The following is a 12,619-nucleotide window of genomic DNA, read 5'->3' as shown; positions in this document are numbered from 1 at the left end:
CCGCGGACCGGAGGGGACCGGTCCGCACACAGTCAGCACCTCCGCCAGAGCCGGAGGCCCGAGGGGGACAGAGAAGGCATGGCCAATTTCTCGAAGTCGAACGTGCCGCAGTTCTCGGTCGACGTGTACCAGAACGAATACCTGCCGGAGGGCGGTCGCGAGGTCAACGCGATCGTCACCGTGAGCGCGACCGGCGGCGGCACCATCGGAAGCGCGGTCGCCGCGCCGCACCTGTACACGGCGGGGCAGGGCCCGGACGCCGCCGTGGCGATCATGGTCGACTGTTCGGGCTCGATGGACTACCCGCCGGCCAAGATGCGCAACGCCCGTGACGCGACGGCCGCCGCGATCGACACCCTGCGCGACGGAGTCCACTTCGCGGTGATCGGCGGCACACACGTCGCCAAGGAGGTCTATCCGGGCAACGGACGGCTCGCGGTGGCGGACACCGCCACCCGCGACCAGGCCAAACAGGCACTGCGCAAGCTGAGCGCGGGCGGCGGGACGGCGATCGGCACCTGGCTGCGGCTCGCCGACCGGCTGCTGTCCTCGGCGGAGGTGTCGATCCGGCACGGCATCGTGCTCACCGACGGCCGCAACGAACACGAGTCCCCCGAGGACCTGCGGGCCGCGCTCGACTCCTGTGCCGGACGTTTCACCTGTGACGCGCGTGGAGTCGGCACGGACTGGGAGGTCAAGGAGGTCACCGGGATCGCCTCGGCGCTGCTCGGCACCGCCGACATCGTCGCCGACCCGGCCGCCCTCGCCGCCGACTTCACGCACATGATGGAGACGGCCATGGGCAAGGAGGTCGCCGACGTGGCTCTGCGACTGTGGACGCCGGTCGGCACCGAGATCAAGTTCGTCAAGCAAGTGGCGCCCACGGTCGAGGAATTGACGGCCCGTCGCGCCGAGGCCGGCCCCCGCGCGGGCGACTACCCGACGGGCTCCTGGGGCGACGAGTCCCGCGACTACCACGTGTGCGTCCAGGTCCCGACGGCCGCGGTCGGCCAGGAGATGCTCGCCGCCCGGGTCTCGCTGGTGATCCCGCAGGGCGACGGCAGTGTGCAGAACCTCGGCGCGCAGGGGCTCGTACGGGCCGTATGGACCGACGACATGGTCGCCTCGACGTCCATCAACCCACAGGTCGCGCACTACACAGGTCAGGCCGAACTGGCACAAGTCATCCAACAAGGTCTGGATCTTCGCAAAGCGGGAGATGTGGACGGAGCAACGGCCAAGCTGGGACGGGCCGTTCAGCTCGCCGGAGCCTCCGGAAACGCCGATACCGCGAAACTGCTCGCGAAGGTGGTGGACGTGGTCGACGCCGCGGCAGGTACTGTGCGATTGAAAGCAAGGGTCGCAGAAGCTGACGAGATGACCCTCGAGACACGGTCCACAAAGACTGTTCGTGTAAAGAAGTAGCGAGCCCGGTTCCCATGGGGAGCCGGAGAAACCCGGTCACAACGGCCGGAAAAGGAAAGGGGGAAGCGCCGACATGCCGACATGCCCGAACGGACACCAGTCGGGTTCCGACGACTGGTGCGAGGTCTGCGGTCACCGCATGGCCGGTACCGTGCCCCCGCTCCCGCCGCCGCCCGGCGCCGGTTACGGCTATCCGACGCCCGGTTCGCCGCAGCCCGGCCCCGGCGGCCACCCCCACCTGTCCGGCATGCCGGGCGCCGACCCGGAGCTCTGCCCGCAGTGCCGTACGCCCCGTGAGGGCGCGGCGCCGTTCTGCGAGGAGTGCCGGTGGAACTTCCTGACCAACACCGCGACGTCGTACACACCGGCGGCACCGCGTCCGCCCGCCGGCGGGCCGGGCGGTCCTGGTGGGCAGTCACCGTACGGCGGTCCTGGTGGTCCGGGCGGTCCCGGTGGCCAGAATCCCGCGCCGCGGTACCAGCAGCCGGGACCGGGACAGCCGGGCGGTCCGGGTGCCGGTGGCCCCGGTCACGACCCGTTCGAGTACCAGAGCTCGCGGCCCTCGCAGATGAACCGGCCCGCCGAACCGATCCCGCCGGGCCCGCAGGCCCAGCCGTACGGCGGCCCCCAGGGCTTCGGCGGCGACCCGTCGCGTCAGGCGGCACCGCCCGCTCCCGGCGGCCCCGGCGCCCAGCAGCAGGCCTACACCCAGCAGCCCGGCTCGCCCTTCACCCAGGGCGGACCGCCGCAGCAGGGCGGACCGCAGCCCGGCGGCCCGGCCTTCGGCGGCGGTGACGACGACTGGGTGATCCCCCCGCCGTCGTCCGGTCAGCCCGGCGGCCCGGGCGGCCAGGGCGGTCCGAACGGCCCCGGTCAGGGCGGCTACGGCTACCCGCAGCCCGGCGCCACCCAGGCCCCGCCCGGTCCCGGCTACCAGCAGCAACAGCAGCAGTCGCGGTCCTGGAGCGCGACGATCGCGCCGGACCGCGAGTACTTCATGGCGATGATGCAGCGCTCCGGGCCCGAGGCCGCGGGCCTGAACCTGCCCGCGTACTCGCCGGAGCTGCAGCGCCCGCTCCTGGGCAACCAGATCACCATCGGCCGCCGCCGGCACTCCACCGGCGAATCCCCGGACATCGACCTGTCGGTGCCCCCGGAGGACCCGGGCGTCTCGCATCAGCACGCGGTCCTGGTCCAGCAGCCGGACGGAACCTGGGCGGTCGTCGACCAGAACTCGACGAACGGGACCACGGTCAACGGCGGCGAGGAGCCCATCCAGCCGTTCGTGCCGGTGCAGCTGCAGGACGGCGACCGGGTGCACGTCGGCGCCTGGACGACGATCACCATCCGCCGGGGCTGAGCACCACCCGGGCACCCCGGCACCCCGGCGCCCCGGGGGCCGGATCGCCGCGGCTGCCACCCCGGGGCCGAATCGTCAGCCCTGCGATCACCGCAGGGCTGAATCGTCCTGCGATCGTCCCGGGGGCTGAATCGCCGCGGCGGCCTCCCCTGGGCTGGAATACGTCCTTGCGGTCACCCCGGGGGCCGGATCGTCCCTGCGGCGCCCTCAAGGGGTGAATCGTCCCTGCCGATCGCCCAGGAGCTGAAACCGCCTCCCGGGGGCCCAGCACGGCTTTCACGGCGGCTCCGGGCGGATTCCTCCGCCAGGGGCCGCTCCCGGCCGCCGCACGGAACCCCGGTCGCGGACGGCTCACGGCAGCGGCCAGGTGTACGGCCCCTCGGGATCGTCCAGCCAGGCCCGGGCACCCTCTTCGCCGACCGTGATCCCGTACCGCTCGCGCTGCGGCCGCCCCTCGCGCTCCCACAGCGCGTAGGCGTCGGACGGGTCCAGGCTGCCCGCTGTCAGGGCCAGCAGGAACCGGAACAGATCGTGGCCGCGGGCCCGGCGCGGCAGGTCGCCGAGCCGCGCCGGCTCCGGCTCCGGCCCGGACCGGGTGGCACCGCGCAGCGGTACGAAGAAGGCGGACGTGTGCAGGAAGCGTCCCTCGGCGTGCTCGGAGTCCTGGACCTGCAGCGCGATCAGGCCGGTGGCCAGCGGCGCGAGGATGCGGGCGCCTGGGACGCATTGGGGCAGCCAGGGGCGCGGGATCGTGGTCAGCGTGCAGGTGGCGATGATCCGATCGAAGGGAGCGCGTTCTGGGACCCCGCGGGCGCCGTCGCCGGTGACGACGGTCGGGTGGTACCCGGCGACGGCCAGATGCCTTCGCGCGGCCTCGGTGATCTCCACCTCGAGGTCGACCGTGGTCACCAGGCCGTCGCCGAGACGGTACGCGAGCAGGGCCGCGTTGTAGCCGGTCCCGGCGCCGATCTCCAGGACGGCGTCCCCGTCCCGTATCGCCAGCTCGGTCAGCATCGTCGCCATCAGGGACGGCTGGCTGCTGGAGGAGACCAGTTCCCCGTCCCGCACCCGGGTCGCCAGCGGAGTGTCCGCGTAGGCGCCGCGCAGCCAGCGGTCCCTGGCCCGCGGGTCCGGGTCCTCACCCCACACGCGCTCGAAACCGCCGGCGGCGCCGATGTAGTAGTAGGGAACGAAGAGGTGGCGAGGGACGGCCTCGAAGGCCTCCCGCCAGACCGGGTCGTTCTCCCAGGCCCCGCTCCGGTCGATCCCGCGCACCATGGACGCCCGCGCCGCATCGGCGAGGTCCTCGGGGCCCGGGTCGGGGCCGGTGTCGAGAGCGTGTGCGCCCATACCTCCACTGTGCTGCCGGACGGGCCGTGAGGCGAGCGCCGGACCGGCCGGACCGGCACGGACGCGTCCGCTGCGCCGCGTGAGTGGTCCTAAGCCTTGAGTCCTCGGTCACCCCGTCTGAGAGCATGGGGGCGTGAAAGAGATTCGGCGCGGCACGCTTCAGGAGCAGACCTTCTACGAGCAGGTCGGCGGCGAGGAGACCTTCCGACGCCTCGTGCACCGTTTCTACGAGGGTGTCGCCGGGGATCCGCTGCTGAAGCCCATGTATCCCGAGGAGGATCTGGGCCCGGCCGAGGAGCGCCTCACGCTGTTCCTGATCCAGTACTGGGGCGGCCCGACGACGTACAGCGAGAACCGCGGCCACCCCCGGCTGCGGATGCGGCACGCCCCTTTCAAGGTCGACCAGGCCGCGCACGACGCCTGGCTCAAGCACATGCGCGTCGCCGTCGACGAGCTCGGCCTCTCCGAGGAGCACGAGCACACGCTGTGGAACTACCTGACGTACGCGGCCGCTTCGATGGTGAACACGGCCGGCTGATCGCCCGCTTTCGACGGTGAACACGGCGAGCTGATCGCCTGGTTTCAACGGTGATCACAGCGAGCCGACCACCGGTCACGGGCGCGCGGATTCCGGTCGTACGACGTCGGATTCCGGTCACAATCCGGTCAAGGCGGCCTTGCAGGCGCGCTGATCGTCGGTGCCGACGTCCTCTCCGCCGGGCGGGCCGCCACCATCCGCGCGGTCCGCGAGGAGGCCCGGCGCGCCTTCGACGCTCCCAGCCGGTACCGGGCATGCCGCAGGACGTCTCGTGGAACACGCCGCCGGTTCCCGGTCACCGCGCGCACCCTGGTGCGCACGGGCCCGTACGCGCTCCCCCGGCCCCTCCAGGCGCCCGCCCACGCGGTCCGGGACCGGGCGCATCACGGCGGCGGACCAGGAGAATCCGGTGGCTCCGGCGGAAACCGGAGCGCGGGGTCAGCGAACGCTGACGTCCAGCGCCCCGAGTCCCGCCCGGCGGACGGCGACCGACCCGAACGGCGTCCGCAGACGCAGCCAGGCACCCGACGAGTACAGCGCCAACGGACTGTCACTCACGGGAGTGTCGCTCAACGAGCTCTCGCCCGAGGGGACTTGCTCTGCGACGGACGCGGCCGCGGGCGGTACGGGCCGCAGGAATCCCAGCGCCTGCGCGGCATGCGCGGCCCGCACGGGAAGGGCGGTGTCACCGATCGGCCGGGACCATATCTCCCGTCCGACACGGTCGAGTTCGGCACGCGTCCGCAGCTCGGGCGCCAACTCCTCGGTGCGCGACCGGAATTCGGCCACCGCAGCGGAGACCTTCGCCCGTACGGCGTCCGGGGCGGGCAGCCCCGGCTCCTGCCGCCAGCCGCCGCGGGGCGGCAGCACCCCGGCCCACGGGGGCCCGGTGACGGCGCCGGGAACACCGGCGGTGGCCGCCGACTCCTCGACGGACTCCAGGAGTTCACCGGCGGAGACGGTCACGTCGAGGGTGACGTCGAGCCCGTTCTCGTACGGCTTGGCCAGCCGCGCCGTACGGATCGCGAGGACCTCGAACGACGGCGGCCGGCCGAAGACCGCGAGCGTGCCACCGTGCGCCTGGAGGCGTACGGCGGCCGCGCGGTCGTAGTGGACGAGCCGGGAGAGGAAGGCGGCGAGATCGGCCGCCTCCCCCGCGTCGGCGAGGTGCAGGACGGTCATGCCGCGACGGCCTCGTCCTCGTCGTCGCGGTACGACTCCAGGAAGTCGCGCTCCTCTGCCGTGATCCGGCGCGGACGCTGCCGCTCGAAGTCGAACGGCACGATCACCGTGGCGGCCGTGACGTAGACCTGGTCCGGGTCCTTCACCTCGTAGGCGATCGTGAAGGACGCGGCCCGGATCTGCGTCACCCAGAGCTCGATGTCCACCGGCGCGTGCCGGTGGACCAGCTGCCGCTTGTAGTCGATCTCATGGCGCGCCACCACGGACCCCTGCTTGAAGTCCTTCTCCGGGCGGAACAGGAAGTCGATACGGGCTTCCTCCAGGTAGCGGAGGAACACCACGTTGTTGACGTGGCCGTACGCGTCCATGTCCGCCCAGCGCAGCGGGCAGCGATAGATGTGGCGCAAGATCGATCAGCCCCGGGTCAGCTTCTTGTAGGTGGCTCGGTGCGGGCGCGTGGCGTCCGCACCGAGCCGCTCGACCTTGTTCTTCTCGTACGACTCGAAGTTGCCCTCGAACCAGTACCACTTCGACTCACCCTCGTACGCGAGGATGTGCGTCGCGACCCGGTCCAGGAACCAGCGGTCGTGGGAGATGACCACGGCCGCACCGGGGAACTCCAGCAGCGCGTTCTCGAGCGAGGACAGCGTCTCGACGTCGAGGTCGTTGGTGGGCTCGTCGAGGAGCAGCAGGTTGCCGCCCTCCTTGAGGGTCAGCGCCAGGTTCAGCCGGTTGCGCTCACCACCGGAGAGGACGCCTGCGGGCTTCTGCTGGTCCGGGCCCTTGAAGCCGAAGGCGGACACGTAGGCCCGCGACGGCATCTCGACCTGACCGACGTTGATGTAGTCGAGCTCGTCGGAGACGACGGCCCACAGCGTCTTCTTGGGGTCGATGTTGGCGCGGCTCTGGTCGACGTAACTGATCTTGACCGTCTCGCCGACCTTGATCGCGCCGGTGTCCGGCGTCTCCAGACCCTGGATCATCTTGAACAGCGTGGTCTTGCCGGCGCCGTTCGGGCCGATGACGCCCACGATGCCGTTGCGCGGCAGCGTGAAGGACAGGTCGTCGATGAGGACCTTGTCGCCGAACGCCTTGGAGAGGTTCTGGACCTCGACGACGATGGAACCCAGCCGCGGGCCCGGCGGGATCTGGATCTCCTCGAAGTCCAGCTTCCGCATCTTGTCGGCCTCGGCCGCCATCTCCTCGTAACGGGCGAGGCGGGCCTTGGACTTGGTCTGACGGCCCTTGGCGTTGGACCGGACCCACTCCAGCTCTTCCTTGAGCCGCTTGGCGCGCTTCTCGTCCTTGCGGCCCTCGACCTTGAGGCGGGAGGCCTTCTTGTCGAGGTACGTGGAGTAGTTGCCCTCGTAGGGAATCGCGCGGCCGCGGTCCAGTTCGAGGATCCACTCGGCGACGTTGTTCAGGAAGTACCGGTCGTGAGTGACGGCGACGACGGCGCCCGCGTACTTCGTGAGGTGCTGCTCCAGCCAGTTCACCGACTCGGCGTCGAGGTGGTTGGTGGGCTCGTCGAGGAGGAGCAGGTCCGGAGCCTCGATCAGCAGCTTGCAGAGCGCCACGCGGCGCTTCTCGCCACCGGAGAGGTTGGTGACCGGCCAGTCGCCGGGCGGGCAGCCCAGCGCGTCCATGGCCTGCTCGAGCTGCGCGTCGAGGTCCCAGGCGTTGGAGTGGTCCAGGTCGTCCTGGAGCTTCCCCATCTCCTCCATGAGCGCGTCCGAGTAGTCGGTCGCCATCAGCTCGGCGACCTCGTTGAAGCGGTTGAGCTTGCCCATCAGCTCGGCGGCACCGTCCTGGACGTTCTCCAGAACCGTCTTGGACTCGTCCAGCTGCGGCTCCTGCATGAGGATGCCGACGCTGAAGCCGGGCGACAGGAACGCGTCACCGTTGGAGGGCTGCTCGATGCCCGCCATGATCTTGAGAACGGTGGACTTACCGGCACCGTTCGGACCGACCACACCGATCTTCGCACCCGGGATGAAGCTCAGGGTGACGTCGTCGAGGATCACCTTGTCGCCGTGCGCCTTGCGCGTCTTGCGCATGGTGTAAATGAACTCAGCCAAGAGAAACCGTCCGGACGCTTGAAATCGGCAGTGGGCAGATACACCCCATCTTGCCTGACGGCTACCCCTCGGGGGAAACGCGTTCGGCCCCGGGGCCGTGAACTGGCCTTTCCCCTCCCTCGCTCGTAGCTGATCTGTCACTGGTTGTCGCCGTCGGTCACCGCCGAGCGCCTTCGCACGGCCCAGGGACGGCCCAGCGATCGCGGGTCTGCCGACAACGGTGAGTATTTGATCAACTCCATGACTCCAAGGCATGGCCTGCACTGCTCCGGGTTGAAAGGCTGAGCGAGTGACTGAGGATGAGGTCGTCAAGGCGTTGAAGACCGTGGCCCGAGCCGGGACCTTGCCGCCGCCCGCGACACCGGAGGCTGTAGCCGAGGCGGAACAGATCATCGGGTTCCCCCTGCCTCCCCTCCTGCGACGTCTTTACCTCGAGGTCGCCAACGGCGGCTTCGGCCCGCGCGAGGGAATCCTTGGAGTGCGCGGGGGGCCTGTGCAGGCCAATTTCCGGGACATCGCCGAGCTGTACCAGGACGGTCCGGATCCATCCGGCGAGATCCCCGCCGGCCAGGTGCTGATCTACGACTGGGGCTGCACCATCTGGTCACTGGTCGACTTCGCCGACCCCGCGGGCGGCATGTGGTGCACCCATGACGGAGCGCACTGGGCCCAGGGCGTCACCCTCGTGGAATGGCTGGCCGGCACGGTGACGGGAACCCTGGAGCTGGATGCATTGCTGGAGAGTCAGCCAGCCAGGCAGATCGACTGACCCACTGCTCCGGACCGGTACTTCTCTATCGAGGCGGCGGCATTTGAGCCCGCGACCTCTTCGTCCCAAAGCACTTGAGTGGATGCTCCACCCAGGACGGTGGGTTGCTTGCCTGCCGCGGCTGTCCGCAGGCGTGTGCCGTCATACGTCGGCGTTGTCACGCAGTCAGACCATCAGGCGCCGTTCGTTGATCGCTTGTCGGCGGTCAGGTGGTCCTGGTGTCGTCCGCCCGCTCGCCCTCGGCCTGGGACGGCTCGGTCCTGGGGACGTCGGGGTGCTGATCCATGGCTGCGCGCTCGGCCGGTTCGTCACGCTCGCCCTCGGCCTGGGAGGGGGTGTGAGAGTACAGCCAGCGGTCGTAGTCCGAGGCTCCGGTCTTCATGGTGGGCCTCCCTTGCTCACTCAACTCCTATGGTCCTCCCTCGACCGCAGCCAGGGCGAGAGCGCGGTGCAAAGGGGGCGCGAGGGTGTTCCATCATCGATGGATGGCCAGGCTGAACAGGGCCGGCTGACGCCGAGCTGTGGTCGGGTGGCCCGATCACAGCATCACAGGCGAGGTCCTACTCCTCGATGGACTCATAAATCGAACAGGTGGCTGAGTCACCCGGTTGGCTGGCTTGGTCGCCCACTGATCGACGTATAAGGGCAACAGTCCGGTCGCCCCTGACCAGGCGGTCGAGGGCCGTTCTCTTGTGCGCTGTCCGTCAACCACCGTGGCTCCCTGTCAGTTCCCGGTAGATCGAGTACGGCAGGGGCGCGGGCACCTTCTGATCCGTAGCTCTAGATAGATCGGTCAGTGACGGTCATACAGGCCGCACTTCGGGTCTATAGGGACGCTATGGGACGGGACCGGTTGCTGTGGTTGCTGTACTTTGCTGCTGTACCGCAACCTCAGGGCCTCATCCTTATCAGGCCGATCCCGGCGGCTAGAAGTGCTTGACTCATCGGCCTTCTGCCCGGACGGCTGGTCCCGTGAGGTTCGGCGCTGACCGCTGCTGTTCGTCCCTGTTGGTGTCAGCCGCTGGTGTCAGACGTTAGCGATCGACTTGACAGTCCGATTCCGGATCAGTACCGGGGCTCTTCAGCCGGTCTCGGACAAGCAGCAGCACGATGATCACGGTGACTAGTGCTGTGACCGCGAAGGTTCACCGGGTTGGGTCGTACTGATGGCTCCCTGCACCAACACAGTCGGCGCACGAGTGACGCACAGACTGCCGGCGGGACCATGGCAGCGGATGGTTTCACGGGCTTTCGATTGCGAGCCTGCTGGCAAACGCGATCATGGCAACTCCGCCGCTGGCTTTAAGAGCCCGAATACGGCGTGTTTTCCCCAGAAACCAGGTCCGCATGGATCCGGCGGCGCAGACCCAGATGGTTTCGATGAGTGCTTGGACCACGCCTCCAGCGAGGCCGAGGATCAGCATCTGGAGAATGAGGTTTCCGCGCGAGTGGTCGACGAACTGGGGCAGGACGGCTACCAGCGACACGACGCTCTTCGGGTTGGCGACACCGACAAGAAGGCCCTGCCGTACCGATCGAGCCCACGACGTCCTGCCGGGGTAATCGGCTGTGGCGAGGGGCTCAGTCACGGAGTTGGACCGAGCGGAGTGCAGAGCGCTGACGCCCAGCCAGAACAGGTAGCACGCACCGGCGATCTTGATTGCCATGAAGAGTTTGGCCGATGTCGCGACGATTGCTCCAAGGCCGGCGAGCACGAACGCTAGGAGTACCAGACCGCCCAGAGCGTTACCCAGCACGATCCACATCGCCGATCGACGCCCCACCGTGATGGCACGGCTGGTCTCGAGCAAGACAGATGGCCCCGGGATCACCGACAGAACTGCCGACAGAGTCAGGAAACCGACGACCAAGCTCAGGTTCACGGGCATAGGAACGGACGATAACCGCACGTGGATTCAGCAGGAAAGAGCAGTGCCCACTTTGGGACACGATCCCAAGACGCCGCCAGGATCAGATCAGACGTCGCTGCCCATTCACCAACGCCCCCTACCCACCGACCCGGCGAACCTTTCCGGCCACAGCACTAGCTGGGTCGCCGAGTCGAGCGCTGCTGAGAGCGCTGGCGATTTCGTGGACCGGTCATCAGTGAACAGACGGCCATGACGTCCCACCGGAGAAGAGCTGCTGGTGGAGGGCTGTGGCATGTTGAGCTCACTCCTGACCAGGCGTAACGGGGGCCAGTACCCGAACCATCGATCGGGCATATGCTGCCGCCGATCACGTGCGGGAAGCCTGAGGGGGCGTGTCATGGGTGCTGAAAGAGCGACGAGCGGTCGAGCCGTTTCGGACGGGGTGAACGAGGCTTTGTACCTGGATGACGTGAACGATACGGAGCGCGGCGGCTCCGCATTGCGGCGGCGTCTGTCCTGTCTGGTGGTCGCGGTGGCGATCCTCGCCCTGATGGCGGGCGGCTTGGTCTGGCTGTTCCGGGACGAGTTGTTCCATCCGTTCGGGGACGCCCGAGCTTGTGAGGGCAGCGACACGCAGCTGCCAGGCCTGATCGGCGCCGGGGGTGCACAGATTCCCGCCGGTGCTTCCGACATCCACTACTTCACCAGGAACGGCAGCGCTGAGGTCACCTTCGTGAGCAACCAGATACCGGATTACCTCCACCGCGCGGGGATCCTCCCGGATGGCAAGCCCCTGTTCGACGAGAAGTACGGCACCAAAGGGGTCGCCGATGACGAGATCGAGCTCCCCGAGGGTCTGTGCGGGTCTCCCCTGCGGGGCCCTGTCTGGATCTACCACTCCACAAGCGCCACCGGTTCGAGCGTCAACGTCATGGTCGAGGTCTCTCCCACGCTCCGCGACGATTTCCGCTTCCCGGCCCGCACAGTGGTCACCTACAGCCTCTCCTGACGCGCACTCGGAGCGATCTCCTTACGCGCGTCTGTGGATCATGGACGGCGCTACGAGGGCTGTCTCTGGCCGACTTATTGCCCTGACGAAGATTGATTCGTCGCTGAGCGCGCAGCAAGATCACTCCTCCGGCACGCGCCGCTTGCCCACGCGGTCGGTGGAGTCAATGGGTGAGTCAAGCCGCACATGGTCTTGAAAACCGTCGTGGCGCGAGTCACCGTGGGTTCAAATCCCACACCCACCGCCAGCAGAAACGGACCCTGACCAGGTAGATCGGTCAGGGGCCGTTGCGTTGCCTGCTGCCCGCGAGTGCCCGCGGTTCACCGCTGGTCCCCGCTCGATCGGGCACGGTTGGGGCACGAAGGGTGCACCCTCCGACCTATAGCAGTTCTGGCTGATCCAGAGGGGAGAGCGGGATGGCTGCTGCACCAGATAGGAGCGAACTCTTACCTGATGCCCTGCGCAGCGCAATCATTACTCCCCTATGGTCTTGGCATGGGCATTCTTATACCTGGGCCCGCGCCGACGGTGGTCGGCGTGGTGAGCTTCGCTGTTGTCTTCGTCTGCATGGCCAAGGTTCTCTTACCGCGCATCAACAAGGTCCTCGGCGAACGGAAGGACGCCATCGAGGGCCAGACTGAACGTGCTGAACAGTTGGCGGCTGAAGCCGATGAAGTCCTCGCCAAGTATCGCGAGGAGCTGGCTGAGGCCCGACACGAGGCGGCGCGCCTGCGCCAGAGGGCTTTGGAGGAGGGCGCGCAACTGATCGCCGAGATTCGCGCTGCGGGCCTGCGGGAACGCGAGGCGATGATTGTGGAAGCTCAGGCACGGCTCGCGGCCGATCGCGTCATCGCGGAGACAGAACTGCGGGGAGACATCGTGTCGTTGGCCACGGAGCTGGCTGGTCGGGTAGTCGGCGAGGCTCTCGAAAGTGTCGCCAACAGCGAAATCGTGGACCGCTTCTTCTCAGACCTCGACGCTCGAAGCGTGGCAGGTTTGCAGTAGTCCCCACCTCAACCCACCACTTCCCCAGCTCT

12 protein-coding genes and 1 tRNA gene are annotated in these 12,619 nt (G+C 68.5%); 7 read left to right on the top strand and 6 right to left on the bottom strand.

The genetic code is table 11. The annotated features are described in order from the left end of the window. Positions 1 to 78 precede the first annotated feature (78 nt). Entirely contained in the window at positions 79 to 1,425 is a 1,347-nt protein-coding gene (locus N4G66_RS38945; RefSeq protein ID WP_261709029.1) for a vWA domain-containing protein, read from the top strand. Between the two features lie 73 nt (positions 1,426 to 1,498). Further along, a complete protein-coding gene (locus N4G66_RS38940) occupies positions 1,499 to 2,785 on the top strand; it encodes an FHA domain-containing protein (RefSeq protein ID WP_261709028.1) in 1,287 nt (428 codons plus the stop codon). Positions 2,786 to 3,136: 351 nt separating this feature from the next. Here the strand turns inward: N4G66_RS38940 and N4G66_RS38935 are convergent, their stop codons facing one another. Continuing rightward, positions 3,137 to 4,135, bottom strand: coding sequence for a methyltransferase domain-containing protein (locus N4G66_RS38935; RefSeq protein WP_261709027.1), 999 nt, complete (start codon positions 4,133 to 4,135; stop codon positions 3,137 to 3,139). A 133-nt stretch (positions 4,136 to 4,268) separates the two neighbouring features. Here N4G66_RS38935 and N4G66_RS38930 point away from each other — a divergent pair, with 133 nt between their 5' ends. Further along, the gene (locus N4G66_RS38930; RefSeq protein WP_037618889.1) at positions 4,269 to 4,673 is read left to right on the top strand and encodes a globin; all 405 of its coding nucleotides are present in this window, start codon (positions 4,269 to 4,271) and stop codon (positions 4,671 to 4,673) included. Between the two features lie 438 nt (positions 4,674 to 5,111). Here N4G66_RS38930 and N4G66_RS38925 read toward each other — a convergent pair whose 3' ends face one another. From N4G66_RS38925 to ettA, 3 genes are read right to left on the bottom strand one after another with little or no spacing between them, the layout of a single operon-like run. After that, complete coding sequence (locus N4G66_RS38925; protein WP_261709026.1) at positions 5,112 to 5,855, bottom strand: hypothetical protein; 744 nt, start codon at positions 5,853 to 5,855, stop codon at positions 5,112 to 5,114. After that, positions 5,852 to 6,262 carry an acyl-CoA thioesterase gene (locus tag N4G66_RS38920; RefSeq protein ID WP_261709025.1) on the bottom strand — a complete coding sequence of 137 codons (411 nt, stop codon included), beginning with the start codon at positions 6,260 to 6,262 and terminating at the stop codon, positions 5,852 to 5,854. The genes N4G66_RS38925 and N4G66_RS38920 overlap by 4 nt, the downstream gene beginning before the upstream one ends. A gap of 6 nt (positions 6,263 to 6,268) precedes the next feature. Then, complete coding sequence (gene ettA, locus N4G66_RS38915; RefSeq protein WP_261709024.1) at positions 6,269 to 7,933, bottom strand: energy-dependent translational throttle protein EttA; 1,665 nt, start codon at positions 7,931 to 7,933, stop codon at positions 6,269 to 6,271. A 289-nt stretch (positions 7,934 to 8,222) separates the two neighbouring features. Here ettA and N4G66_RS38910 point away from each other — a divergent pair, with 289 nt between their 5' ends. Beyond that, entirely contained in the window at positions 8,223 to 8,702 is a 480-nt protein-coding gene (locus N4G66_RS38910; RefSeq protein WP_261709023.1) for an SMI1/KNR4 family protein, read from the top strand. A gap of 205 nt (positions 8,703 to 8,907) precedes the next feature. Here N4G66_RS38910 and N4G66_RS38905 read toward each other — a convergent pair whose 3' ends face one another. After that, complete coding sequence (locus tag N4G66_RS38905) at positions 8,908 to 9,084, bottom strand: hypothetical protein (RefSeq protein WP_261709022.1); 177 nt, start codon at positions 9,082 to 9,084, stop codon at positions 8,908 to 8,910. Between the two features lie 859 nt (positions 9,085 to 9,943). Then, entirely contained in the window at positions 9,944 to 10,591 is a 648-nt protein-coding gene (locus N4G66_RS38900; RefSeq protein ID WP_261709021.1) for a LysE family translocator, read from the bottom strand. Positions 10,592 to 11,042: 451 nt separating this feature from the next. Here N4G66_RS38900 and N4G66_RS38895 point away from each other — a divergent pair, with 451 nt between their 5' ends. From N4G66_RS38895 to N4G66_RS38885, 3 genes are all read left to right on the top strand, one after another. Then, a complete protein-coding gene (locus N4G66_RS38895) occupies positions 11,043 to 11,582 on the top strand; it encodes a hypothetical protein (protein ID WP_261709020.1) in 540 nt (179 codons plus the stop codon). Between the two features lie 156 nt (positions 11,583 to 11,738). Further along, positions 11,739 to 11,829: transfer RNA gene (locus N4G66_RS38890), tRNA-Ser, on the top strand. A 206-nt stretch (positions 11,830 to 12,035) separates the two neighbouring features. Beyond that, positions 12,036 to 12,587 carry a F0F1 ATP synthase subunit B gene (locus tag N4G66_RS38885; protein WP_261709019.1) on the top strand — a complete coding sequence of 184 codons (552 nt, stop codon included), beginning with the start codon at positions 12,036 to 12,038 and terminating at the stop codon, positions 12,585 to 12,587. The last annotated feature ends 32 nt before the right edge of the window (positions 12,588 to 12,619 follow it).

Source organism: Streptomyces rhizosphaerihabitans (assembly GCF_025399795.1).
Classification (GTDB): Bacteria; Actinomycetota; Actinomycetes; order Streptomycetales; family Streptomycetaceae; genus Streptomyces; species Streptomyces rhizosphaerihabitans.
Note: the sequence above shows the minus strand (reverse complement) of the source record. Positions and strands in the feature narration are given on the sequence as shown.

Coding starts and splice junctions, on each gene's coding strand:
- N4G66_RS38925 (WP_261709026.1), bottom strand. CDS start 5,855: ATGACCGTCCTGCACCTCGCCGACGCGGGGGAGGCGGCCGATCTCGCC.
- N4G66_RS38885 (WP_261709019.1), top strand. CDS start 12,036: ATGCCCTGCGCAGCGCAATCATTACTCCCCTATGGTCTTGGCATGGGC.
- N4G66_RS38935 (WP_261709027.1), bottom strand. CDS start 4,135: ATGGGCGCACACGCTCTCGACACCGGCCCCGACCCGGGCCCCGAGGAC.
- N4G66_RS38945 (WP_261709029.1), top strand. CDS start 79: ATGGCCAATTTCTCGAAGTCGAACGTGCCGCAGTTCTCGGTCGACGTG.
- N4G66_RS38900 (WP_261709021.1), bottom strand. CDS start 10,591: ATGCCCGTGAACCTGAGCTTGGTCGTCGGTTTCCTGACTCTGTCGGCA.
- N4G66_RS38905 (WP_261709022.1), bottom strand. CDS start 9,084: ATGAAGACCGGAGCCTCGGACTACGACCGCTGGCTGTACTCTCACACC.
- N4G66_RS38940 (WP_261709028.1), top strand. CDS start 1,499: ATGCCGACATGCCCGAACGGACACCAGTCGGGTTCCGACGACTGGTGC.